This window comes from Pseudoalteromonas sp. Bsw20308, from assembly GCF_000310105.2.
Lineage (GTDB): Bacteria > Pseudomonadota > Gammaproteobacteria > Enterobacterales > Alteromonadaceae > Pseudoalteromonas > Pseudoalteromonas fuliginea.
On sequence record NZ_CP013138.1, the window covers coordinates 1 to 24689 of the forward strand.

General features: G+C 41.4%; 22 protein-coding genes and 2 rRNA genes. 6 read left to right on the plus strand and 18 right to left on the minus strand.

The window, feature by feature from the left end; genetic code table 11:
• Positions 1 to 35 precede the first annotated feature (35 nt).
• Both D172_RS00005 and D172_RS00010 read right to left on the minus strand, forming a co-directional pair.
• Positions 36 to 2926, minus strand: a 23S ribosomal RNA gene (locus D172_RS00005).
• A gap of 299 nt (positions 2927 to 3225) precedes the next feature.
• Positions 3226 to 4760, minus strand: a 16S ribosomal RNA gene (locus tag D172_RS00010).
• The 16S and 23S rRNA genes sit together here, the layout of an rRNA operon.
• Positions 4761 to 5362: 602 nt before the next feature.
• On the opposite strand from D172_RS00010, the gene D172_RS00015 reads away from it, so the two are divergent.
• On the plus strand, positions 5363 to 5908 hold the full coding sequence (locus D172_RS00015; RefSeq protein WP_007377621.1) for a gamma carbonic anhydrase family protein: 546 nt from the start codon (positions 5363 to 5365) through the stop codon (positions 5906 to 5908).
• Here D172_RS00015 and D172_RS00020 read toward each other — a convergent pair.
• Positions 5900 to 6154 carry a DUF1488 family protein gene (locus D172_RS00020; protein WP_007377622.1) on the minus strand — a complete coding sequence of 85 codons (255 nt, stop codon included), beginning with the start codon at positions 6152 to 6154 and terminating at the stop codon, positions 5900 to 5902. The two genes, D172_RS00015 and D172_RS00020, sit on opposite strands and share 9 nt — an antisense overlap.
• Complete coding sequence (gene aroE, locus D172_RS00025) at positions 6151 to 6975, minus strand: shikimate dehydrogenase (RefSeq protein WP_007377623.1); 825 nt, start codon at positions 6973 to 6975, stop codon at positions 6151 to 6153. The genes D172_RS00020 and aroE overlap by 4 nt, the downstream gene beginning before the upstream one ends.
• A gap of 53 nt (positions 6976 to 7028) precedes the next feature.
• Between aroE and D172_RS00030 the strand changes: the two genes are divergently transcribed.
• Entirely contained in the window at positions 7029 to 7466 is a 438-nt protein-coding gene (locus D172_RS00030; RefSeq protein WP_004335148.1) for a group II truncated hemoglobin, read from the plus strand.
• Between the two features lie 62 nt (positions 7467 to 7528).
• Here D172_RS00030 and hemF read toward each other — a convergent pair whose 3' ends face one another.
• From hemF to D172_RS00060, 6 genes are all read right to left on the minus strand, one after another.
• Entirely contained in the window at positions 7529 to 8479 is a 951-nt protein-coding gene (gene hemF / locus D172_RS00035) for an oxygen-dependent coproporphyrinogen oxidase (RefSeq protein WP_007377624.1), read from the minus strand.
• A gap of 1 nt (position 8480) precedes the next feature.
• On the minus strand, positions 8481 to 9044 hold the full coding sequence (locus D172_RS00040) for an L-threonylcarbamoyladenylate synthase (RefSeq protein WP_007377625.1): 564 nt from the start codon (positions 9042 to 9044) through the stop codon (positions 8481 to 8483).
• Positions 9045 to 9069: 25 nt separating this feature from the next.
• On the minus strand, positions 9070 to 9645 hold the full coding sequence (locus D172_RS00045; protein ID WP_007377626.1) for a type I DNA topoisomerase: 576 nt from the start codon (positions 9643 to 9645) through the stop codon (positions 9070 to 9072).
• Between the two features lie 114 nt (positions 9646 to 9759).
• Positions 9760 to 10233 (minus strand): DUF494 family protein, encoded by a 474-nt coding sequence (locus D172_RS00050; RefSeq protein WP_007377627.1) that lies wholly within the window; start codon positions 10231 to 10233, stop codon positions 9760 to 9762.
• Between the two features lies 1 nt (position 10234).
• Positions 10235 to 11326 (minus strand): DNA-processing protein DprA, encoded by a 1092-nt coding sequence (gene dprA / locus D172_RS00055; RefSeq protein WP_007377628.1) that lies wholly within the window; start codon positions 11324 to 11326, stop codon positions 10235 to 10237.
• 31 nt (positions 11327 to 11357) lie between these two features.
• Positions 11358 to 12479, minus strand: coding sequence for a LysM peptidoglycan-binding domain-containing protein (locus D172_RS00060; protein WP_033031144.1), 1122 nt, complete (start codon positions 12477 to 12479; stop codon positions 11358 to 11360).
• A gap of 118 nt (positions 12480 to 12597) precedes the next feature.
• On the opposite strand from D172_RS00060, the gene def reads away from it, so the two are divergent.
• The 4 genes from def to trkA all read left to right on the plus strand — a co-directional run bounded on the left by def (position 12598) and on the right by trkA (position 16820).
• On the plus strand, positions 12598 to 13104 hold the full coding sequence (gene def, locus D172_RS00065; protein ID WP_007377631.1) for a peptide deformylase: 507 nt from the start codon (positions 12598 to 12600) through the stop codon (positions 13102 to 13104).
• Positions 13105 to 13125: 21 nt separating this feature from the next.
• Positions 13126 to 14079, plus strand: coding sequence for a methionyl-tRNA formyltransferase (fmt, locus tag D172_RS00070; protein ID WP_007377632.1), 954 nt, complete (start codon positions 13126 to 13128; stop codon positions 14077 to 14079).
• Positions 14072 to 15367: a 16S rRNA (cytosine(967)-C(5))-methyltransferase RsmB gene (gene rsmB, locus D172_RS00075; protein WP_007377633.1), complete on the plus strand. Its 1296-nt coding sequence runs from the start codon at positions 14072 to 14074 to the stop codon at positions 15365 to 15367. The genes fmt and rsmB overlap by 8 nt, the downstream gene beginning before the upstream one ends.
• Before the next feature lie 76 nt (positions 15368 to 15443).
• Complete coding sequence (gene trkA, locus D172_RS00080; protein WP_007377634.1) at positions 15444 to 16820, plus strand: Trk system potassium transporter TrkA; 1377 nt, start codon at positions 15444 to 15446, stop codon at positions 16818 to 16820.
• A 76-nt stretch (positions 16821 to 16896) separates the two neighbouring features.
• Here the strand turns inward: trkA and D172_RS00085 are convergent, their stop codons facing one another.
• From D172_RS00085 to D172_RS00120, 8 genes are all read right to left on the minus strand, one after another.
• Positions 16897 to 17112 (minus strand): calmodulin, encoded by a 216-nt coding sequence (locus D172_RS00085; protein WP_007377635.1) that lies wholly within the window; start codon positions 17110 to 17112, stop codon positions 16897 to 16899.
• Between the two features lie 101 nt (positions 17113 to 17213).
• Positions 17214 to 17426: a calmodulin gene (locus D172_RS00090; RefSeq protein ID WP_007377636.1), complete on the minus strand. Its 213-nt coding sequence runs from the start codon at positions 17424 to 17426 to the stop codon at positions 17214 to 17216.
• A 138-nt stretch (positions 17427 to 17564) separates the two neighbouring features.
• Complete coding sequence (locus D172_RS00095) at positions 17565 to 17777, minus strand: EF-hand domain-containing protein (protein ID WP_007377637.1); 213 nt, start codon at positions 17775 to 17777, stop codon at positions 17565 to 17567.
• A 466-nt stretch (positions 17778 to 18243) separates the two neighbouring features.
• Positions 18244 to 18897 carry a flagellar brake domain-containing protein gene (locus D172_RS00100; protein ID WP_007377638.1) on the minus strand — a complete coding sequence of 218 codons (654 nt, stop codon included), beginning with the start codon at positions 18895 to 18897 and terminating at the stop codon, positions 18244 to 18246.
• 43 nt (positions 18898 to 18940) lie between these two features.
• Positions 18941 to 20392, minus strand: a complete 1452-nt coding sequence (locus D172_RS00105) for a TrkH family potassium uptake protein (protein WP_007377639.1) — start codon at positions 20390 to 20392, stop codon at positions 18941 to 18943.
• 96 nt (positions 20393 to 20488) lie between these two features.
• Complete coding sequence (locus D172_RS00110) at positions 20489 to 21103, minus strand: YigZ family protein (protein WP_007377640.1); 615 nt, start codon at positions 21101 to 21103, stop codon at positions 20489 to 20491.
• Between the two features lie 88 nt (positions 21104 to 21191).
• Positions 21192 to 22514 (minus strand): Xaa-Pro dipeptidase, encoded by a 1323-nt coding sequence (gene pepQ, locus D172_RS00115; RefSeq protein ID WP_007377641.1) that lies wholly within the window; start codon positions 22512 to 22514, stop codon positions 21192 to 21194.
• Positions 22515 to 22790: 276 nt separating this feature from the next.
• On the minus strand, positions 22791 to 24677 hold the full coding sequence (locus D172_RS00120; RefSeq protein WP_007377642.1) for a transglycosylase SLT domain-containing protein: 1887 nt from the start codon (positions 24675 to 24677) through the stop codon (positions 22791 to 22793).
• Positions 24678 to 24689: the final 12 nt, after the last annotated feature.

The following is a 24689-nucleotide window of genomic DNA, read 5'->3' on the forward strand; positions in this document are numbered from 1 at the left end:
TGTTTCACTATCACATAAAACGCGTTTGGCGTTGTATGGTTAAGCCTCACGGGTAATTAGTACAAGTTAGCTTAATGGCTCACACCACTTCCACATCTTGCCTATCAACGTTGTAGTCTTCAACGGCCCTTCAGAGACTTTAAAAGTCTAGTGAGAACTCATCTCGAGGCCTGCTTCGCGCTTAGATGCTTTCAGCGCTTATCAGTTCCGAACGTAGCTACCGGGCAATGCCATTGGCATGACAACCCGAACACCAGCGGTTCGTTCACTCCGGTCCTCTCGTACTAGGAGCAACCCCTCTCAATTCTCAAACGCCCACGGCAGATAGGGACCGAACTGTCTCACGACGTTCTAAACCCAGCTCGCGTACCACTTTAAATGGCGAACAGCCATACCCTTGGGACCGACTTCAGCCCCAGGATGTGATGAGCCGACATCGAGGTGCCAAACACCGCCGTCGATATGAACTCTTGGGCGGTATCAGCCTGTTATCCCCGGAGTACCTTTTATCCGTTGAGCGATGGCCCTTCCATTCAGAACCACCGGATCACTATGACCTACTTTCGTACCTGCTCGACGTGTCTGTCTCGCAGTTAAGCTGGCTTCTACCATTACACTAACCGTACGATGTCCGACCGTACTTAGCCAACCTTCGTGCTCCTCCGTTACTCTTTAGGAGGAGACCGCCCCAGTCAAACTACCCACCAGGCACTGTCCGTAACCCCGATTCAGGGGCCAACGTTAGAACATCAAAACTACAAGGGTGGTATTTCAAGGTTGACTCCAACAAAACTAGCGTCTCATCTTCAAAGTCTCCCACCTATCCTACACATGTAGGTTCAATGTTCAGTGCCAAGCTGTAGTAAAGGTTCACGGGGTCTTTCCGTCTAGCCGCGGGTACACAGCATCTTCACTGCGATTTCAATTTCACTGAGTCTCGGGTGGAGACAGCGTGGCCATGGTTACACCATTCGTGCAGGTCGGAACTTACCCGACAAGGAATTTCGCTACCTTAGGACCGTTATAGTTACGGCCGCCGTTTACCGGGGCTTCGATCAAGAGCTTCTCCCTAAGGATAACCCCATCAATTAACCTTCCGGCACCGGGCAGGTGTCACACCGTATACGTCATCTTGCGATTTTGCACAGTGCTGTGTTTTTAATAAACAGTCCCAGCCACCTGGTCACTGCGGCTCCCGTCCGCTTAGAGAGCAAGTCTCATCACAGATAGGAGCGTACCTTCTCCCGAAGTTACGGTACGATTTTGCCTAGTTCCTTCACCCGAGTTCTCTCAAGCGCCTTAGTATTCTCTACCTGACCACCTGTGTCGGTTTGGGGTACGATTCCATATAATCTGAAGCTTAGAGGCTTTTCCTGGAAGTATGGCATCAGCAACTTCATCACCGTAGTGACTCGTCTCGTGTCTCAGGTTTAATGTTCGTCCGGATTTACCTAAACAAACGCCCTACTCACTTTCACATAGACTACCAACGCTATGCTTGCTTAGCCTGCTCCGTCCCCCCATCGCAATTATATCGAGTACAGAAATATTAATCTGTTTCCCATCGACTACGCCTTTCGGCCTCGCCTTAGGGGTCGACTTACCCTACCCTGATTAACATGGGATAGGAACCCTTGGTCTTCCGGCGTGGGAGTTTTTCACTCCCATTATCGTTACTCATGTCAGCATTCGCACTTCTGATACGTCCAGCATACCTCCCGGTACACCTTCAACCGCTTACAGAACGCTCCCCTACCACTCAGAATAAATTCTGAATCCGCAGCTTCGGTGCATAGTTTAGCCCCGTTACATCTTCCGCGCAGACCGACTCGACCAGTGAGCTATTACGCTTTCTTTAAAGGATGGCTGCTTCTAAGCCAACCTCCTGGCTGTCTGGGCCTTTCCACATCGTTTCCCACTTAACTATGACTTTGGGACCTTAGCTGGCGGTCTGGGTTGTTTCCCTCTTCACGACGGACGTTAGCACCCGCCGTGTGTCTCCCGGATATTACTTTACGGTATTCGGAGTTTGCAAAGGGTTGGTAAGTCGGGATGACCCCCTAGCCTTAACAGTGCTCTACCCCCGTAAGTATTCGTCCGAGGCTCTACCTAAATAGATTTCGGGGAGAACCAGCTATCTCCCGGTTTGATTAGCCTTTCACTCCTAGCCACAGGTCATCCCCTAACTTTTCAACGTTAGTGGGTTCGGTCCTCCAGTTGATGTTACTCAACCTTCAACCTGCCCATGGCTAGATCACCGGGTTTCGGGTCTATACCTTGCAACTATTCGCCCAGTTAAGACTCGGTTTCCCTACGGCTACCCTATTCGGTTAACCTCGCTACAAAATATAAGTCGCTGACCCATTATACAAAAGGTACGCAGTCACCCAACAAGTGGGCTCCTACTGCTTGTACGTACACGGTTTCAGGTTCTATTTCACTCCCCTCACAGGGGTTCTTTTCGCCTTTCCCTCACGGTACTGGTTCACTATCGGTCAGTTGGGAGTATTTAGCCTTAGATGATGGTCCACCTATATTCAGTCAAAGTTTCACGTGCTCCGACCTACTCGATTTCACTTAAAATGTCTTTTCATGTACGGGACTATCACCCTGTATCGTGGCGCTTTCCAGCAGCCTTCCATTAACACATAATAAGCTTAAGGGCTGTTCCGATTTCGCTCGCCGCTACTTTCGGAATCTCGGTTGATTTCTTTTCCTACGGGTACTTAGATGTTTCAGTTCTCCGCGTTCGCCTCGTTAACCTATGTATTCAGTTAACGATACCTGCAAGCAGGTGGGTTTCCCCATTCGGAAATCCTAGTCTCAAGCGCTTTTTACTAGCTTGACTAGGCTTATCGCAAGTTAATACGTCCTTCATCGCCTCCAACTGCCAAGGCATCCACCGTGTACGCTTAGTCACTTAACCATACAACCCAAACGGGTCTTTGTTTTGTGACAGTTTAACTTCGCCAGAAGTCAATATTGAATACTAAAGTAGATACCAATCAATTAACTCATAAGAGTTAACTAAATGGCACTCAATGGTACTGCTACCATTGTTTTTTTACTTTTGAAAACTCTTGATAAATACAATGTATTCATCAGAATTTTATTATCAGCTTTTCCAAATTTTTAAAGAGCATATTAATTAGTTATCCCAAAGGGACAAGCACTAATTAACAATCATCTGTGTGGACACTACGAACAAATAAGTTCTAAATCGTATAAGGAGGTGATCCAGCCCCAGGTTCCCCTAGGGCTACCTTGTTACGACTTCACCCCAGTCATGAATCACTCCGTGGTAAACGTCCTCCCGAGGGTTAGACTATCTACTTCTGGAGCAACCCACTCCCATGGTGTGACGGGCGGTGTGTACAAGGCCCGGGAACGTATCACCGCGTCATTCTGATACGCGATTACTAGCGATTCCGACTTCATGGAGTCGAGTTGCAGACTCCAATCCGGACTACGACGCACTTTAAGTGATTCGCTTACCTTCGCAGGTTCGCAGCACTCTGTATGCGCCATTGTAGCACGTGTGTAGCCCTACACGTAAGGGCCATGATGACTTGACGTCGTCCCCACCTTCCTCCGGTTTATCACCGGCAGTCTCCTTAGAGTTCTCAGCATTACCTGCTAGCAACTAAGGATAGGGGTTGCGCTCGTTGCGGGACTTAACCCAACATCTCACAACACGAGCTGACGACAGCCATGCAGCACCTGTATCAGAGTTCCCGAAGGCACCAAACCATCTCTGGTAAGTTCTCTGTATGTCAAGTGTAGGTAAGGTTCTTCGCGTTGCATCGAATTAAACCACATGCTCCACCGCTTGTGCGGGCCCCCGTCAATTCATTTGAGTTTTAACCTTGCGGCCGTACTCCCCAGGCGGTCTACTTAATGCGTTAGCTTTGAAAAACAGAACCGAGGCTCCGAGCTTCTAGTAGACATCGTTTACGGCGTGGACTACCGGGGTATCTAATCCCGTTTGCTCCCCACGCTTTCGTACATGAGCGTCAGTGTTGACCCAGGTGGCTGCCTTCGCCATCGGTATTCCTTCAGATCTCTACGCATTTCACCGCTACACCTGAAATTCTACCACCCTCTATCACACTCTAGTTTGCCAGTTCGAAATGCAGTTCCCAGGTTGAGCCCGGGGCTTTCACATCTCGCTTAACAAACCGCCTGCGTACGCTTTACGCCCAGTAATTCCGATTAACGCTCGCACCCTCCGTATTACCGCGGCTGCTGGCACGGAGTTAGCCGGTGCTTCTTCTGTCAGTAACGTCACAGCTAACGGGTATTAACCGTTAACCTTTCCTCCTGACTGAAAGTGCTTTACAACCCGAAGGCCTTCTTCACACACGCGGCATGGCTGCATCAGGCTTGCGCCCATTGTGCAATATTCCCCACTGCTGCCTCCCGTAGGAGTCTGGGCCGTGTCTCAGTCCCAGTGTGGCTGATCATCCTCTCAAACCAGCTAGGGATCGTCGCCTTGGTGAGCCATTACCTCACCAACTAGCTAATCCCACTTGGGCCAATCTAAAGGCGAGAGCCGAAGCCCCCTTTGGTCCGTAGACATTATGCGGTATTAGCAGTCGTTTCCAACTGTTGTCCCCCACCTCAAGGCATGTTCCCAAGCATTACTCACCCGTCCGCCGCTCGTCAGCAAAGTAGCAAGCTACTCTCTGTTACCGCTCGACTTGCATGTGTTAGGCCTGCCGCCAGCGTTCAATCTGAGCCATGATCAAACTCTTCAATTAAAAAGTTTTATGTCTTTCGACAGCTCAATGAATTCTGAATTTTTTAATATCTTTCGATATTGAATTGACTGTGCCGAATAATTACCGAAATAACTATTCTGTTGGTCACTCAGTTTTCAATTGAGACTCTAATTTGTTTGCCTCGTTACTTGCTCAATAAAGAACGAAGTAGGTTGGCTGTTAGAACTCAATCTGTACGAGTGCCCACACAGATGATTGCTTTATATTGTTAAAGAACGTTTTGATTCGCTTTAGCGTCTCAAGGGATGCGAATAATACACCCTTTATTTTTCGAGTCAACACTTAGTTTTAAACTTTCTTTTTAGAAGATTTAAAACCGAAGTTTTATTTAACTCTCTGAGTAGTTTATGCCTTGCTATGCTTCGGCGTTTCCCGTCTCAGTGGGGTCGCATTATAGGGAGAACAGATTTTTACGCAAGCACTTTTTTAAAGAAAAAGTAAAAAAAGATGCTGTTCGGTCAGTATCTGAACTAAACACCCTGAAACTGATAGTTTTGTAACCAAACAGTGCACTGTATGGTACAAAAATCACCTTGCTGATACACTCAAAGCTAATAACTATTATCTAAAAGGTACTAAATATGGCAATCCGTTCTTATAAAGGTATAACACCTTCGTTTAATTCGTCTGTTTATATTGATGAGTCTTCAGTTTTGGTTGGTGATATTACTTTAGGTGATAATAGTAGTGTTTGGCCTTTAGTAGCTGCACGTGGTGATGTTAACTATATACGTATTGGTAAGCGCTCCAATATACAAGATGGCAGTGTATTGCATTTATCTCGTGCAACTAAAAGCAACCCTGATGGTTATCCACTTATTATAGGTGACGATGTAACTGTTGGTCATAAGGTAATGCTGCACGGATGTGTATTAGGAAACCGTATACTAGTAGGTATGGGCGCTATTATTATGGATAACGTGGTTGTTGAAGACGATGTAATTATAGGTGGCGGCTCTTTAGTACCACCAAACAAACGTTTAGAGTCTGGTTACTTATATGTAGGAAGTCCGGCTAAGCAAGCCCGCCCTCTTACAGAGCAAGAACTTGCCTTTTTAAAAATATCTGCCGATAACTATGTGTCACTTAAAGATGAATACTTAGCTGAAATAGCTAACTTAAGTTAATAAACTTACTTCAATTTGGCCTGCCGAGTTATAGCTTTCTTCTTCGATAAGCTCCTCGGCACGTTCTTCATAATCAAAACGATACTGTTCAAAATATTCTGTTGCGTGACTTTCGTCTGTTAATTTAAGTGTATTTACTTCTATTATGCATTCCACCAGCATGCCACTAACTTGTGCAAAAAAGACTAGCTGATGATCGGGCTCTCTAAATTCGAGCCTATCTATAAACTGTATTGCCTGATTCATTTAAGCGTTCCTTGTTTGAGCGCATCCACTACGGGAAGTATTTCTGGCATTTTATTACGCCATACATAATATGCTTGAGCAGCTTGACCAACTAACATACCGCTGCCATCTAAAAGCTTAGCGTTAATATTATGCTGTGCAATCCAATTCATAAAAATGGTATTTTGCAGTGAATAAAACATGTCATAAGCGACTTCACAGTTAGTTATGTGTTTTTCATCAAGAGCTGGAAGTTCGTTATTCATACTGCTAGAGGTAGAGTTTATAATTAGTGAGTAATCGCTTACTGGTAAATCATCAAAACCAAAACCAGATACAGCTCCATATTGAATAAACAGTTTTGCGAGTTCTTTGGCTTTTTGTGCTGTGCGATTAACGATTATTATTTCCTGAGGGTTATGCTCTAGCAAAGGTAAAATAACGCCTCGAGCTGCACCGCCCGCGCCAATAATTAAAATACGTTTATCAGTTATGGCTACTTTATTAGCAAGTAAATCATTTACAAAGCCCACACCATCGGTGTTATCTCCGAGTAATGTGCCATCATCTCGTTTTTTTAATGTATTAACAGCCCCTGCAATTTTAGCTAATGGCGTAAGCTCATCGGCCATTGCATAGGCTTGCTCTTTAAATGGCATTGTAACGTTAGCACCCACACCACCTTGCTCAAAAAAAGACAATACTGTTTTTTCAAAGTTATCGATAGGTGCTAATATTGCGCGATAGTCGATTTGCTCACCCAGTGATACAGCAAATTGTTTATGTATCGTGGGGGATTTTGAATGTTTAATTGGATTTCCAAAAACCGCATATTTGTCCATTTTAAAGCAACCTCTTTGCAGTTATATACTGCCTATTAACGATGATAAGTAATATGATTAAACGACTTTTTTCTAAATCTAAGCCAGCTCCTGAGCAACAGGCTCCTACTCCTGAAAAAACACCGTATGAAATAATAGGTGGAGAGAAAGGTGCGCGTGCTATTTCTAATCGATTCTACGACATAATGGAGTCAGATGAATACGCTAAACCGTTATATGATATGCATCCTCTGCCATTAGATCGAATTCGCCAAGTATTTTTTGAATTTTTATCTGGTTGGTTAGGCGGGCCAAACCTATTTACAGAAAAACATGGTCAGCCAATGCTACGTAAACGCCATATGCCTTTTACTGTAGACAAAGCATTGCGCGATCAGTGGATGTACTGCATGAATAAAACGTTGGATATAGAAATAGACAATCCGTTGTTACGTGAAGGATTAAAACAATCATTCTCTCAACTAGCAACGCACATGATCAATCAGCATTAAATTTATATTTAGCATAATGCAAAAAGGCGCTAATTAGCGCCTTTTTGATTACTGTGTAATTGTTATAATTGCCATTCTCTGGCGATTAATTCATTAGACTGGCTAGTTAACCACTCTTGCGGGCGTAAGTAATACTGATATAGGTTAGCTTCTGGGCTACTTGGTTCTGGTTTATAATTATATTCCCAGCGTGCAAGTGGTGGCATAGACATTAATATAGATTCTGTACGCCCGCCACTTTGTAGCCCAAACAACGTACCTCTATCCCATACTAAATTAAACTCTACATAACGTCCGCGACGATAAAGCTGAAAATCACGTTGTTGCTCTGTGTATTCGTCATTTTTACGACGTTCAATAATAGGTAAATAGGCATCTAAAAAGCCATTACCAACCGATTGCATAAACGCAAAACTCTTTTCAAAACCAAGTTCGTTTAAATCGTCAAAAAACAAACCGCCTACTCCGCGCGTCTCGTCTCTGTGCTTTAAATAAAAATACTCGTCGCACCATGTTTTATATTTTGGATAAACTTCACTACCAAATGGCGCACAAATGTCGTGAGCAACTTGATGCCAATGCTGTACGTCTTCTAATACTGGATAAAAAGGAGTGAGATCAAACCCGCCACCAAACCACCATATTGGCTCTTCGCCTTCTTTTTCGGCTATAAAAAAGCGCACATTGGCATGACTTGTTGGTACATGAGGGTTTTTAGGGTGAATAACTAACGACACACCACACGCATGAAAGCTACGCCCTGCAAGCTCTGGTCTGTGTGCTGTTGCTGAACCAGGCATTGAGGCGCCAAATACATGAGAGTAATTAACTCCACCTTGCTCTATTACAGTACCATTTGTGGTTACACGTGTGCGACCACCACCGCCTTCTGCTCGCTGCCAGTTATCTTCTATAAATTTAGCACTGCCATCTGCAGCCTCCAAACCTTTGCAAATAGTGTCTTGCAAAGCCATAAAGTATGCTTTTACTTGATCTAATAATTCGCTTTGCATATTAACCTCTAAATATTTTGCCCGTCATGGCGTCTTTTATTGTGCTTGGTTGAGTATTGCCACCTAACGCCTCGTCAACGTAAAAGCCAACTTGTTCTGTAAATTGCGCTTTGGCTTGATCAATACTAATTACCGTTTCTTGACCGGTTAAGTTTGCACTGGTTGATACTAGTGGCTTACCAAACTCTTGGCACAAGCGTTTTACTGTTGGATGGTTTGTTACTCTTACTGCAATGGTATCAAACTGCCCTGTGAGCCATTTAGGCGTATTTTTAGATGCAGGCATAACCCATGTAATTGCAGCAGGCCAACTCGAAAAAATATCAGCGCGTTTATCCATTGGTATTTTTGCATCATCTACGTATTTTAATAATTGTCCGTAGTTATCAGCGATTAAAATTAGCCCTTTTTCAACCGGGCGCTGCTTAATAGCTAATAGTGCTTCAACGGCTTGTTGATTATCTGGATCACAACCTAAACCATATACAGCTTCTGTTGGGTATAAAATAACTTCGCCTTGCGTTAAGCATGTTATTGCAGTGGGCGTATTTGAAAGGTCTGACAAAGTAGTCTCCAGATATAATTAAACGTTATTCAGTTGAGGTGAGCTTATGCATGCAGCTTTTTTGTGGGCATTGCAATAATATGCCGTTTGCCATATTTCTTTCTATGACGATAGGCCAATCACATTCAGGACACGGATGTTCAACCGGTTTATTATTAAGCGTGTATTTACAACTTGGGTAGCAATCACAAGAATAAAATACTTTACCAAACTTATTACTGCGCGCGACTAAATGACCTTTTTTGCATTTAGGGCAACTAGGCAAAGTATCTTCGCTTTGCTTTTCTTCATTTTCGTTAGCAATGTAATGACACTCTGGATAACCCGTACACCCAATAAACATACCATAGCGGCCATTTTTAACCACCAACGGTTTGCTACACTCAGGACATGCTGAATCTTCTAATATTTTTATTTCGTTGCTGTCGTGATGTGCCAATGGCCTAATAAAGTCGCATTTGGGATAACTTGCGCATCCTAAAAAAGGGCCTGATTTACTATTGCGGATCACTAACTCTGAACCACACTGTGGGCATATCTCGTATTCTTTTTCGAGGGCGTGCTTGTTCGCCGAGAAAAGCGAATGGTCGATTTTACTCATGGTGATCCTAATAGGTTGGTGAATTTTCGCCTAATATACCCAAACCACTTAAAGATACAAGCAATGCCGTGCTTATCCGTTTAAGTAATTTGAGTACAATCAAGATAATTATCTCTAATGAAGAAGTTCGCTGGGTTCATCAAAAATCAAATCTTCCATTTGCTCATATGCCTCTTCAGAGCCAGGAACATTAAATAAGATCATAAGTACAATCCATTTTAAATCCTCTAAGCTTATAGTTGCTTTATCGAGAGAGGCTAAACAGTCCATTACCATTTCACGAGTTACATTATTGATTACGCCTATTTGCTCAATAAACATTAAAAAGCCACGACATTCAGCACTGAGCCTTTGGCATTCACTATCGGTAAATATACGCACAGCATCTTTAGGGTTAGTAATAAGATAAGGAGACTCGTCGCTGTGTTGTAAATCGGCTAATTGCTCTAACCAATCGAGTGCTTTAAATATCTCGGGCTTATGAAAGCCCGCACGCAGTAGCTCATCGGTTAACTCATTTTGCTCGGCAAATATATCCGCTTCGCTATGAATGTAATTTTCAAAAAGATACAAAAGAATATCAAACATATTACCTTCCTGCGCTTAACTTAATATAACCATCTAGTACGCGCTCAATCTGATCGTCTAGCTCTAAATCGAGCAACCTACTAAGTACTTTATCTATTGGCCACTGCGCACGACGCACAATGTCATCTACACTGGTTACTTCAAAGCCAATACTATTTAAAACCTCACATTGAGAATTGGCTTGAATCGGCTGCTCTTTATTACATACATTATTGTCGTAAGTGAAACTCACCTCATCAAGAATGTCAGCCACGTTTTCTACCAGCTTAGCACCTTGCTTTATTAAAAAGTGACTTGCCTGCGCTAACGGGTTTTTAATAGACCCCGGTACTGCAAATACCTCTTTATTTTGTTCAAGCGCATAGCGTACTGTAATTAACGAACCACTTTTAATTTCAGCCTCAACAATAAGCACTCCTAACGATAACCCAGAAATAATACGATTACGACGCGGAAAGTTATGCGCATGAGCAGCTGTGCCTGGTAAAAACTCACTCACCAGCAAACCGCTTTCTAAAACTTGGTCTGTTAATAGTTTATGGCGTTTGGGATAGTAAATATCAACCCCAGTACCAAGCACCGCTATGGTTTTCCCCGTACCAGCAAGAGAGCCTTTATGTGCGGCACCATCTATTCCCCGCGCCATACCTGAAGTAACTGTAATACCCGCCAAAGTTAACTCGTATGCAAATTCTGAGGCTATTTCAAGCCCGGTAGGGGTAGCATTACGGCTGCCAACAATTGCAATTTGTGGCGTTGATAATAACGAGACATCTCCCCTGCAAAAGAGTAATAAAGGCGCACTGGCAATCTGCCGGAGATCTTCTGGGTAAAGCGCATCAAAAATACAGACAACAGTAATGTTGTTCAGCGCTATTAATTGCTCATAATGACTGACTTGTTGCCAATTGGTGTTGAGTAAATTACTCGCTTGATTAGCGCTTAGCCCAAGCTGTAAAAGCTTGTCATGAGATAAGTCAAATAACGACCCAAGGGAATAGTTTGTAGATAGTGCTAAAAGGGTTTTTATACCCAACCCTTTACACATATAAAAGGCAAGCCAGTGGGCTAGCTTGCCAGATGACTGATCCATGCTCTCTCCTAGAGCACCGACTCGCTACTTCTTAATGAATAACTGCAATATCTCCAATGCGAATTGGGTGCTGGTTTTTAGTTATTAATGCATAACTTACTTTGTCATACACTTTAAAGACAATTAGCTCACCAACTTTTTCTTTAGGCATAGTCCAAACGGTACTGTTTTCGTCTGCTTCTAAGCCTAAAAACTCACTGGTGTCTGATACCAGTTTTTCAAAGCTACTGGAGTCTTCAGGATAACGAGGCCCTCGCCGTCCATCAATTACACCTGGTGATTGACGTTCAATATCTAATATGTGACCTGGTTCTACTTGTTGTTCTGAACCTAAGTTTAGCACCACAATGTCCATCGTGCTGAATTCCCGACTGTGATTAGCAGAAGCAATGACCGCACCTTCAACAGGCTGTTTAGGTCGGTGCATATTAAAGTATGCTGGCAACATTTGTCCCTGCATTAGAGGTAATAAAAAATCGCCTTGTTTAATTTCACGCTTAACCGACTCAACCCTTACTGAAGCTGGCACACCGTTGGTGATATCCCCTCGCCTAAATACACGTACCACCCCAACAAAGCTTGCTTTATTAGCTAGTGCAGTATTTGTTTTAGGATCAACATAAGGTTCGCCTTTATGGTAAATGGCGTAAGCCTGATTTAATTTTAAATCACCATTTATATATAAAATATGACCCAGTGTCTGTGTTTTAGTATTTTGATTTGCGCCCAAAACATATGGCTTATTATCTATTTCATCGCTATTAATTGCTTGCTCATACGTCAAGTAAGGTTTAATTAGTTCAAGTGGCAATGTTGTAACTGCATTTTTACCTTTAGGGGTAATACGCCCCTGCGGAGAAAGCTTTCTGTATGCTTTATTTATCACTAAACGAGGTTTTCCGTCTGCATCGTAAACTAATGTTAGCGCATCCCCTGGGTAAATAAGATTTGGGTTGTTTATTTGAGGATTCATTTGCCATAATTCTGGCCATAGCCAAGGTTTATTTAAATAAATACCAGAGATATCCCAGAGCGTGTCTCCTTTTTTTACAACATACTGTTTTGGCGCGTCTTTTTTTATTTCCAACACATCTGCAACTGCCGGAAAAGCAGCACTTAATGCAAGCATGATTGCAACTAACGGGGATCTCATTGAGCTTCCTTGTATTGTTTTTTCATTATTATTGCCCAAAACCTGTTAAAGGTGAACGTGAATGGCTAAAATAAGAGCATACAATACCCTAAATTAAGCACAAGTGAAAAAGGTAACTATGGCTAGGTTAGAAGTTTTAAGATTTCCAGATGAACGTTTACGTACAATAGCAAAAGAAGTTGCTCAAGTTGACGATACAGTACGCCAAATTGTTAAAGATATGCTGGAAACTATGTATGATGAAAATGGTATAGGGCTTGCTGCTACACAAGTAGATATTCATCAACGAATTGTTGTTATTGACGTATCAGAAGAGCGTGATGAACCACTGGTATTAATTAATCCACAAATCATCAAAAAAGATGGCTCAACTATTAGCGAAGAAGGCTGTTTATCAGTACCTAACTCGTATGCAAAAGTTGACCGCGCAGAAACAGTAACAGTCTCTGCACTTAACGAAAACGGTGAAGAGTTTGTACTAGATGCAGACGAACTGCTGGCCATTTGTATTCAACATGAACTAGATCACCTTCAAGGTAAGCTATTCATTGATTACTTATCTCCATTAAAGCGCCAACGTATTCGTAAAAAGCTTGAAAAAGAAGCCAAGTTTGCAGAACAGTAATAAGCACCTTAGGAAAACTCAGTGACTCAACCATTACGCATTATATTTGCCGGTACGCCGGATTTTGCCGCACGTCATTTACAAGCGCTAATACAAAGCGAACATCAAATAGTGGGTGTATATAGCCAGCCAGACCGCCCTGCCGGTCGTGGTAAAAAATTAAAAGCCAGTGAAGTAAAAGCGCTAGCGCTTGAGCACAACTTACCGGTTTTTCAGCCACAGTCATTAAAAAATGATGAAGCACTAGCAGAGCTAACAAGCTTAAATGCCGACATTATGATTGTTGTAGCGTATGGCTTAATTTTACCTAAAGCTATTTTAGAAGCTCCACGTTTAGGTTGTTTAAATGTGCATGGTTCTATATTACCGCGCTGGCGCGGTGCTGCACCTATTCAACGCGCAATTTGGGCAGGTGATGAACAAACCGGCGTAACAATAATGCAAATGGATGAAGGGCTAGATACCGGCGATATGCTACATATAAGCCGCTGCCCTATTAGCACGACAGAAACTAGCGCTAGTTTATATACCAAGCTTGCTGAGCTAGGTCCAGATGCGTTAATTGAAACCATTAATAAATTAGCTAATGGTGAGATCACGCCTGAACCTCAAAACGATGAACTTGCTAACTACGCTAAAAAGCTTTCTAAAGAGGAAGCTAATATAGACTGGTCCATGAGTGCGCTGCAAATTGAGCGAAACATTCGCTCTTTTAACCCATGGCCTGTGTGCTTTACTCAAATGAGTGGGCAAACAGTAAAGATTTATCAAGCGCAGGTTACCTCGCAATCAGGTAATCCTGGGCAAATTTTATCAAGCGACAAAAATGGCGTAATAGTGGCGTGTGGTGAACATGCTTTATGTATTACGCAATTACAACCGCAAGGTAAAAAACCAATGGCAATTAACGATTTTTTAAATGGTCGTAGTGACTGGGTTACCCCTGGCACAGTATTAGGCGAAAACAATGAGTAATGTTCAAAACGTACGAGCGCTTGCCGCTGAAACTTTATATAACGTAGTTGATAAAGGCGCTTCGCTTAATCAAGAACTGCCATTTGCTAGCCAAGGCTTACCACCAAAAGACAAAGCGCTACTACAACAAATTTGTTATGGCGTTTTACGCTACTTACCTAGCCTTGAAAACTACTGCCAACATTTAGTGGAAGATCCACTAAAAGGTAAACGCAGAATATTTCAATTTTTATTATATGTAGGTATTTATCAACTACAACACATGCGTGTACCGCCGCACGCAGCAATATCTGAAACTGTAAATGCACTTGCTCAATTACGTGCTTTAGGTTTAAAAGGGCTTATTAACGCTATATTACGTAGTTTTCAACGCCAGCAAATTGAGCTTGAAGAAAAAGCGAAGCTTATCCCTGTGTGTTTATACAACCACCCTAATTGGTTTATCAAACAAGTAAAAGAGGCCTACCCAGATAGCTGGGAAGACATACTTGCAGAAAACCAACAACAAGCACCTATGTGGTTACGTGTGAATCAAGCACAATATAGCACGCAAGAATACAGCGATATGCTAACGGCGAACGATATTGAACATACCTTAAATCCTGACTTTATAGACGGAATTAAGCTCGCTAAACCACGCGATGTATTTTCCTTACCAGAGTTTGATACAGGTGCATGTTCAGTACAAGATGCCGCAGCACAACTTGCAGCACGCTTTTTAGAACCTAAAGCAGATGACACTATTTTAGATGCCTGTGCAGCACCTGGCGGAAAAACCTGTCACATATTAGAACTTGCTGACGCAGACGTACTTGCACTCGATAGCGACTCAACTCGACTTGAACGTGTTAAGCAAAACCTTACCCGTATTGGCTTAGGTGCAGACCTACAATGTGGTGATGCCTCGCAACCACATACTTGGTGGGACGAAAAATTATTTGATCGTATTTTGCTTGATGTGCCTTGTTCGGCCACTGGTGTAATCCGTCGCCATCCAGATATAAAATGGCTTCGTCGCGCATCTGACATTGTTGACTTAGCCGCTCTTCAAGGCGATATACTCAATAGTATTTGGCCGCTTCTGAAACCAGGTGGTACATTGGTATACGCTACATGCTCGGTTCTTCCACAAGAAAATCAGCAACAAGTAGCTAAGTTTTTAGCTAATAATGACGATGCAGAGCATATTCCTCTGCATGATAAAGACACCGTTACAATGCCAGGATTACAGCTACTGCCAGGCGAAAGCGATGGATTTTATTACGCTAAGCTAGTTAAAAAAATCTAAAATTAATGAACTGTAAATTAGCCATTTTTATAATTTAAAAATGGCTCTTAATTGCTACTTATAACACGGGTAAATAATGAAAATAATCATACTCGGTGCTGGCCAAGTAGGCGCAACACTCGCTGAGAATTTAGTAGGCGAACAGAATGAAATTACAGTCGTTGATATAGATGGTAACCGATTACGTGAACTTCAAGATAAGTACGACTTACAAGGTGTAGTAGGACACAGTGCGCATCCTGATGTATTACGTCAAGCTGGAGCTGAAGACGCCGATATGGTTATTGCAGTAACCAGTTCAGATGAAGTAAACATGGTTGCATGCCAAGTGGCGTACAGTATTTTTAAAACGCCCACTAAAATTGCCCGTATTCGCTCAGAGCAATATTTAAAATACCGCGAGAAACTTTTTCAGAACGACGACTTGCCAATCGATCATTACATTGCCCCAGAAGCACTCGTGACCAAGTACATTCGTCGCTTAATCGACTACCCTGGCGCATTACAGGTATTGCAGTTTGCCGATGGCATGCTCTCGTTAGTTGCAGTGAAAGCCTATTATGGCGGTTTACTCGTCGGTTATGCATTGTCTGCACTTAAAGAACACATCCCTAATGTAGAAACCCGTGTTGCCGCTATTTACCGCCAAGGTAAAGCAATCAAACCACTAGGTACAACGGTCATTGAAGCCGATGACGAAGTATTTTTTATTGCCGCTACAAAACATATACGCGCAGTAATGAACGAACTACAAAAACTTGAACGTTCTTACAAAAAAATCATGATAGCGGGTGGCGGTAACATTGGCGCGGGCCTTGCCCGCTCACTTGAAAAAAACCACACAGTTAAATTAATTGAGCGTAGCAAAGAGCGTGCTGAGCAACTCTCAGAAATGCTAGATAACACAGTTGTATTTTGTGGTGACGCATCAGATCAAGAATTACTCTCAGAAGAGCATATTGATCAAGTTGATGTATTTATTGCCGTAACCAATGACGATGAAGCAAATATTATGTCAGCCATGCTTGCAAAACGTATGGGCGCACAAAAAACAATGGTACTTATTCAGCGTGGTGCTTACGTTGATTTAGTACAAGGGGGAGAAATAGACATTGCCATATCTCCTCAACAAGCCACCATTTCGGCATTACTAACACATGTACGTCGTGGCGACATTGTTAACGTCTACTCATTACGCAAAGGTGCAGCAGAGGCGATTGAAGCGGTAGCCCATGGTGATGAGAATACATCAAAGGTGGTTGGCCGTGCTATTGCAGATATAAAACTTCCTGCAGGTACAACGATTGGGGCAATTGTACGAAATGACGACGTACTCATTGCTCATGACGACACCATTATTATGTCAGGCGATCACGTTATTATGTTTTTAATCGATAAAAAACACATTAATGTGGTAGAAAAACTATTTCAGGTAAGTGCTATATTTTTGTAGTCTTATGACGTATAAAAAGCCGCTGGCGAAGGCGGCTTTAATCGTTGATAATCGCGTGTTAATTATCATTTTAGAGTTACTGTACTTTTGCAAACTCTTCTTTAGAAAGCTCACCATTCCCGTCAGTGTCTAAGTCATCAAATAATTTCACTAACTGCGCGTTAACTTGCGCTTCTTGCTTGGTGATAACCCCGTCACTATCGATATCAAAAGAGGCAAAATCAACGGCGGCATACGCAGCTGACGACGATGCTAAAATGATGACGGCCAGTGTTGTGTTTAATGTTTTCATAATAATTTCCTAAATAATAAAGAGGAAGTCCTTTTCAAAGATCCCTGACTGTGAAAAATGTTTAATCTGAAAAAAGATTAATTAACCTGAACTCTGGTTAACTAGTAATTAGCGAACTCTTCTTTAGAAAGCTCACCGCTACCGTCGGTATCTAGCTCGATAAATTCAGCCATTAAATCGGTGTCGACTGCCGCTTCACTTGGGCTAATTGTGCCGCTACCATCTATATCAAGGCTATTAAAGTCTGATGCTGCAAATACAACTGAAGAAGACGCTATAGCTATAAGTGCCAGTGCTTTATTTAAATGTTTCATAGTTTAATCCTTCAATGTTCTATCAAAAAAGTTGCTTCGTTTAGCTTAAACGTAATTTTTCACTTCCTTGTTACCCTCTTTCGTAAGCTCCTTGCCTACTTAGGTTGTCTTTGGCAACTCAGGATAAATACTTGTTAATTAAGCTTCTGAAAATTCTTCTTTTGATAACTCACCATTTTGGTCAGTATCAAGTTCTGAGAACATGCTCATTAACTTTGCATCTACTGATGCTTCTGCTTGGCTAATTGTGCCACTGCCGTCTACATCAAGTGTATCAAAGTCTGTTGCAGCAAAAGCGGCTGAAGAAGATGCAATAGCAATAAGTGCTAGTGCTTTATTAATGCGTTTCATAATATGTATCCTTCAAATTTATGTGTGTGCGATTAAGGTGTCTTACTTTAAATCACGCTTAAGTTCAGTACACCATGACTATTACAACTTAGGTGCCAACTTTTAAAAGCTGTTATTTTTCATTTGGTTAACAGTATAAAATCGTGATATGGATAAATTTCAAGTGCTTTCCTGTTGCTTTTTAGCAACACAGCGATATGAAAAAACAAAATAGACCATAAAAACAAGAGGTTAATTTAGATTAAAAAACCACAAATTATGAATTTAGATATTTTAGATGAGGTTTAAAGCAAAAATTTAGCTTTATTTGGGTTGGGTTTATTACATGAAATTAGATTACGGTAATCTTTTATTATTTTAAGTTACTGTTTTATATTATTTATTTAATTATTAAAAATAATAACCAAATAATTTTCATCTATAAAGCAGGCAATCGCTATTTTGTTGCAAAATAGCGAAATCTCTTTTAACCGACTTCGAATTCGAGCATGGAGGGATCAATAAAGTGCTCTTTCATAAAGGTATTCATTTCATCTTCACTGGCTAATAGTTTAATACCACATCTGATCCCCGCATCATGCTCTTTAACGCTACACACTTCGCCTTCAAAATTTTGCGCACTGCTATCTAGCATAATAGTACATTGCATATCTTTTATACTTTCAAGCTCTTTATTACCTCTAACATCAAACATAACTCCCGTTAATGAGATATCTTTAATAACACCTTCGAGTACTCTGTCGTCACTTAGTTTTAGCTTTGCAGGTAATAAAGTAGGGATACGCGTTTGCGAACGCAAACTAAATAACTGAACCTGTTCAGGAAAGTTTATAAAAATAAGCCGAGCCGGATGAGAAGAAATAGACATAATTTTCTGACGAAACGCAATTACTTTCCCACCGCAGCCTTCTATTAAAGCCCTCACGACAACGGTTATACCGTCACGTAAATAATCACTTGCCGCAGGTAAGCGTTTTGAGCTTGGATAATTTAAAATGATAAATTTATCATCAAGTAATCCCACCATCTCAGTCTTAATGCGTTTACTACTGGTAGGCGTTAAAATTTCTAGGTCGACCAAGCTGCCAATAATTATATTATTAAGATTGCTTATTGGCATATTCTCTCCCTTGTAATGTATTTTTTAAATAAAACAGTTGGCTTTATCCACGCCAAAACGTTGGCGTAAATAACACAAGTAAAGTAAATATTTCTAACCGGCCAAACACCATCGCAATAGTAAGTAACCATTTAGCGCCATCAGTTATCGCGCCATAATGCGATGCTACATCACCCAAACCTGGACCTAAATTATTTAAACAAGCAGCAGTGGCAGAGAACGCCGTTATGTTATCCATACCCGTGCCCATAAGCGCTAACATAATAATAATAAACACCAGCGCATAAGCAGAGAAAAAGCCCCACACAGCTTCTACCACTTTATCTGGCAACGCCTTTCGACCCAACTTAATTGAATATATAGCACGAGGATGCACCAAACGATTAAGCTCACGCACGCCCTGCAAATAAAGTAAAAATACGCGAACGACCTTCATACCACCACCGGTAGAGCCTGCACAGCCACCAATAAAGCTCGAAAATATAAGTAAAATAGGTAAAAACAAAGGCCATGTTGAAAAGTTATCAGTAGCAAAACCTGCCGTTGTACTCATTGATACTGCTTGGAATAAAGCCTGATCGAGGGTTTCGTCGCCATTAGCATATATTTCATTTGACGAAAGCACCGTAAAACAAATAACTACAAGTGCAAGCTGAATGCATAGGAAAACTTTAAATTCAGGGTCACGTAAATAAACTCTTACGTTTCGGCTCGATACAGCGGCATAATGTAGCGAAAAATTAATTGCAGCAATAATTAAAAAGAATACACAAATAAAGTTAATGACAGGGCTATCAAAGTGACCTATCGATGCGTCATAAGTAGAAAAGCCGCCTATCGCCACTGTAGAAAATGCATGGCAGATAGCATCAAACCAGCTCATTCCTGCCGCCCAATAAGCGAGCATACATGTCAACGTAAGCGACACATAAATGTACCAAAGATGCTTAGCTGTATCAGCAATCCGTGGAGTCATTTTTGAATCTTTTACCGGGCCTGGAATTTCAGCGCGGTACAACTGCATACCACCCACGCCTAACATAGGCAGTATAGCGACGGCGAGTACTATTATACCCATACCGCCAAACCACTGGAGTTGCTGGCGATAAAACAACACCGATTTGGGTAAATACTCAATACCGGTAAGCACTGTAGCGCCTGTGGTTGTTAAGCCAGAAAATGCTTCAAATACCGCATCAGCGAGCGATAAATTCGGTTCTTGTAAAAATATAAGCGGTAACGATGCAAATGCCCCAAGTACCAACCAAAACAAAACAACAATTAAAAAGCCTTCACGTGCTTTTAAGTCACCATTTTCATGACGGTTTGGGTAATAAGCCATCATGCCAATAACAACACTAAAGATAAATGCTAAAACAAAAGGAACACCACCACCGTCTTTATATATTAAAGACACCAGTGCTGGGGGCACCATGGTAATACTAAACAGCGCAACGAGTTGGCCAAGAATTTTTATGATGGTACGAAATTGCATTTAGCTTATCGCTTTTATTATTAGTAAATTCAGGTTGAGTAGTATCAACCAAATTAAATAGAGTGAATATGCATTACATGCAATTTGTGTAGGTTATTACTCTTTAATCGTTAACTCAACTGCGCCGTGACTTAAATCAAAAATATCTTTGATTGCTTGCTGCGCTTCGCGGCTATCTATTGTAATCACCCATTCAATATTAGCAGTAAATTGCTTATCAATATTAAGCACTTGATACTTTGTTTTTAATAACTGCTCAATCGCGCCTTGCATGCTGTACTCGCTACTCCCTGTAATTTCAACACTGGGAACTTTAAGCACTGTTTGCAACTTCACTAACGCATTGTTTAGTGAGCCACCATAAGCACGTACTAGTCCGCCAGTGCCTAATTTTATGCCGCCAAAGTAACGTGTGACGACAGCTGTGATTTCGCCAAGGCCTGAACCCACCAGCACATTTAACATAGGCTTTCCTGCAGTGCCATTTGGTTCACCATCGTCCGAAAAACCATAAACATGGCTGCCACCGGGGTTGCCTGCCACATGTGCCCAACAGTTATGACGCGCATCGCTATACTTTTCTTCAATGCTTTTAATAAATGCTTTAGCTGAATTTAAATCGGGGGTGTGTGCAATGTGAACTATAAACGTACTTTTTTTAATTTCTTCTTGATGAAAAACGTCAGCAGCAGGGTATTTATATTCAGACATATTTTAAACTTGTAAAAAGGGGGCCAAAAGGCCCCTTTAAATAATGTACGTATTTTAACGTGTATAAACTAATTGGTGTTAACTAGAATTAATCGAGCGCTAAATCTCGTGTCATATTTTCTAGGCTATCTTCGTGAACAATAATGTTATCTTCAATACGAATGCCGCCAAATGGTTTAAATGACTCTACCTTTTCCCAGTTAATAAACTGCTTATTATCGGTTTGTGCTAAATCACCAAGCAGTGAATCAATAAAGTATAAACCAGGCTCAATAGTAAACACTTGGTTTTTTTCGATCAGGCGAGTACAACGCAAGAACGGATGCCCTTCAGGCGATGGTTGATGTGTGCCCTTTTCGTCACTCATAAAACCGCCCATATCATGCACTTGTAAACCAAGGTGATGCCCTAGTCCATGCGGGAAGAAAGTAGAGGTAATTTTACGCTCAACAATTTCTGTCGCGGGTAGGTTAACAATTTTAAAGTCACTGAGTATTTGTGCGATACGGTTATGGCATTCAACGTGTAAATCACCATAAAGCATACCCGGCTTTAAACCTTTACCTAACTCGATTTGTTGAACTGTCATCGCTTGTACAAGCTCAGCAAACTCGCCCTGCTTTTTAAAATCATACGTACGAGTAATATCAGCGGCATAACCATTAAAGTTTGCACCGGCATCAATTAAAAATGAGTTATGAGTGTGTGGCGCTTTTGGATCAAAGTGCGTGTAATGCAAAATAGCGCAGTTTTCGTTAAGCGCAACAATGTTGCCGTACGGCATTTCATTTTCGCTTTGGCGTGTCGCCATTAAATACGCTTGCTGAATGTCGAACTCGCTACCACCATTAAAAAATGTATCGCGTGCAGCTTTATGCCCATCTACTGCAATGCGGTTAGCGTTGCGTAAACATTCAAGTTCGTACTGCGTTTTATAAGCGCGGTGGTAATGAAAATAGTTAAGTACAGGCTCAGGGTTCATAATACTAAAACCAAGGGCTTGCGCTACTTCAATGTATTCACCCATGTAAGCATATTTAGCTTTATCGTATGGTAATAACTTTTCTACTTGATCAGGCTGAAGTAGTAGCTCTATATCAAAGTACTCGGCCCAAAAGTCGCGAGGCTCGTCTGGCACTTTATGCCAAAAATCTACTGGACGGTAAAATATGAGTTTTGGCTTGTCGCTACCATTTACCACAATCCAGCAATGAGGATTATCAATAACCGGTAACCATGCTTTAAACTGTGGATTAACTTTAAATGGATAATACATATCATCTAAAAACTGGCGCTTAGCTTGGCCTGAATGAATTACTAATCCTTCTAACCCTTCGCTATTACAAATTGTACGAGTACGCTGTTGCAGTGTTGCAATATGTTCGGCGTATAAAACGGCTAATTTATCCATTGTTAATCCATCTGTTAAATTTAACTTGCTCTGAGTCTACCACTTATACCAATTGCATTAAATTAATGATCTATTATAGCGATAAGAAAATAGCTTAATAACAAGGCTAAAATTATGATACATAGTTGTTCTATATAAATAATTTTTAACGTAGTTATTGAGTTATTTAATGCGCTAGAATGATCATGTTTTAATAAAATTGGTATTATCCGCAAAGCGCTCAAAAAAGGGGGTATCTAGCATGTAAATATCCCCCCCACTTTAAACTTATATTTACTAACCGCCCATTTTCATTTGAAGCAATGGCGCGAGAACATTTCCTTCTCGGCCCATTCTAGTATGGTAAACCTGACGATACGCAAACACATTTTTTACATAATCACGGGTTTCACGATACGGAATAAGCTCCACCCATAATTCAGCCGGAATAGCCTCATCAGGTAGCCAGCGTTTAACGCGGTGATACCCTGCATTATATGAAGCCGTTGCTAGTATTTCGTTGCCATGGTTCTTCTTTTTTAAATACTGTAGATAACTGGTACCTAACCTAATATTTGTTTTAGGCTGATATAATCGATTACTCGACACACTGCCTTTATTTACATATTTGGCCGTACTTGGCAATAATTGCATTAAACCACGTGCATTAGCGTGAGAGCGTGCATCAGGGGCAAAAGAGCTTTCACGCCTTGCAATAGCAATACTCCAGGCCACATCTATTTTGCTGCGTTTACTGTAGCGTTCAAATACATCTTGAAACGCAAACGGAAAACGTTGCTCTACGTTATCCCACGCTTTAATTTTTGCTAAAGTAAAAATGGTACTGTCGTGCCAGCCTAAATCTGTAGATAGTTGTGATGCAGCTAGCTTTTCTTCATCACTAGAGGTATCAGTTAAGTAATTCCACTCACGGCGAGCCGACGTGAAGCGCTCAAGATCATAAAGCGCTTTTGCTCGTTTAAAGCCGGGGGCATTACTAACGTTATCTACCAGTACCTTATCAACTATTAAAGGCTCATTATTTAAATCAACTGGCAACCCCAAGCGTGCGGCAGCTAAAAAGCCATAATAATCACGATTAGTCGCTACTTTTTTCCAAATATCGTCTGCTTTTTGCTGCTCGCCACGTTGTGCATAGCTATAAGCTAACCAATATTGCTGGCCGAGGCTTAAATTTTCTTTCCCTGTAAAAAATGCAGCAATCCCCTCCCAATCTTGGGTTTTGAGCATATTGCCCAATTGCCATTGAATAAGCTTGCTGTCTAGTCGCTCTTTTGGCACTTTATTTAGCCAAAAACTCGCTTGCTTATGCCCACTTGAAGCAAGTGACAACGCAAAGGTGTAATAGACATCCGCTTTTTCTTCGTCGCTGTACTTAAATATTTTTTCTATCTTTTCCCATGCTTTTAAAGCGAGTGCTTTATCGCGCCAAACCAAACGCTTAACACCATAAATTGCTATTTGCCCTTCTTTAGCTGACTTTTTTTTGTATCGATATAAACCAGCAGAAGCACTAGGGTCTCGACGCACCTTTAGATATAAATCAGCCAAGTAGCGCTCATTTTTAGGTAATAACGTTTTTAAGTAAGGTAATAAACTTTGCTTGCCACCTTCGGCTGCAAGCGTAATTCGCTGCCAAACAGTTTCTTTATCCATGTAACCTTTTTTACGCCACACTGAAAAAAGCCCGTCGCACTCTTGCGGTTGCGACTTTCCGACAGTCCATAGATCGGTTACTTGATTTAGTATTGCTTTTTCAGGTGCACCTAAATCAAGCTGAAAATCCAAATAAGTGCACGTAAGCTCTGTATTTGATGTTTCACGGTAATTATTAATATATGCCGCTTTTTTATTTTTCTTTTTTAAATACGCTAACCATGCTTTACGCACCGGCCATTCAAGGGGCGTATGCTGATAAATAGTTAAGTAGTTTTCTATTTCTGACTGGTATTTAATATTAGGATGTCGTTGCCAATACGTTTTTTCAACATACGGCTTTAACGGATGGTTAAGGTTACTAACCGCTTGTTTAAAATCTTGATAACTTCCATGACGGACTTTTTTTTCAGCATCTAAAAATGCATCGTTATCAATACTTGCCTCGGCAGAATGAAGAGGGAAAATGAATGCAGCTGCCGCAATGCTTAATAAATATTTTTTCATAATGTCCTTTAA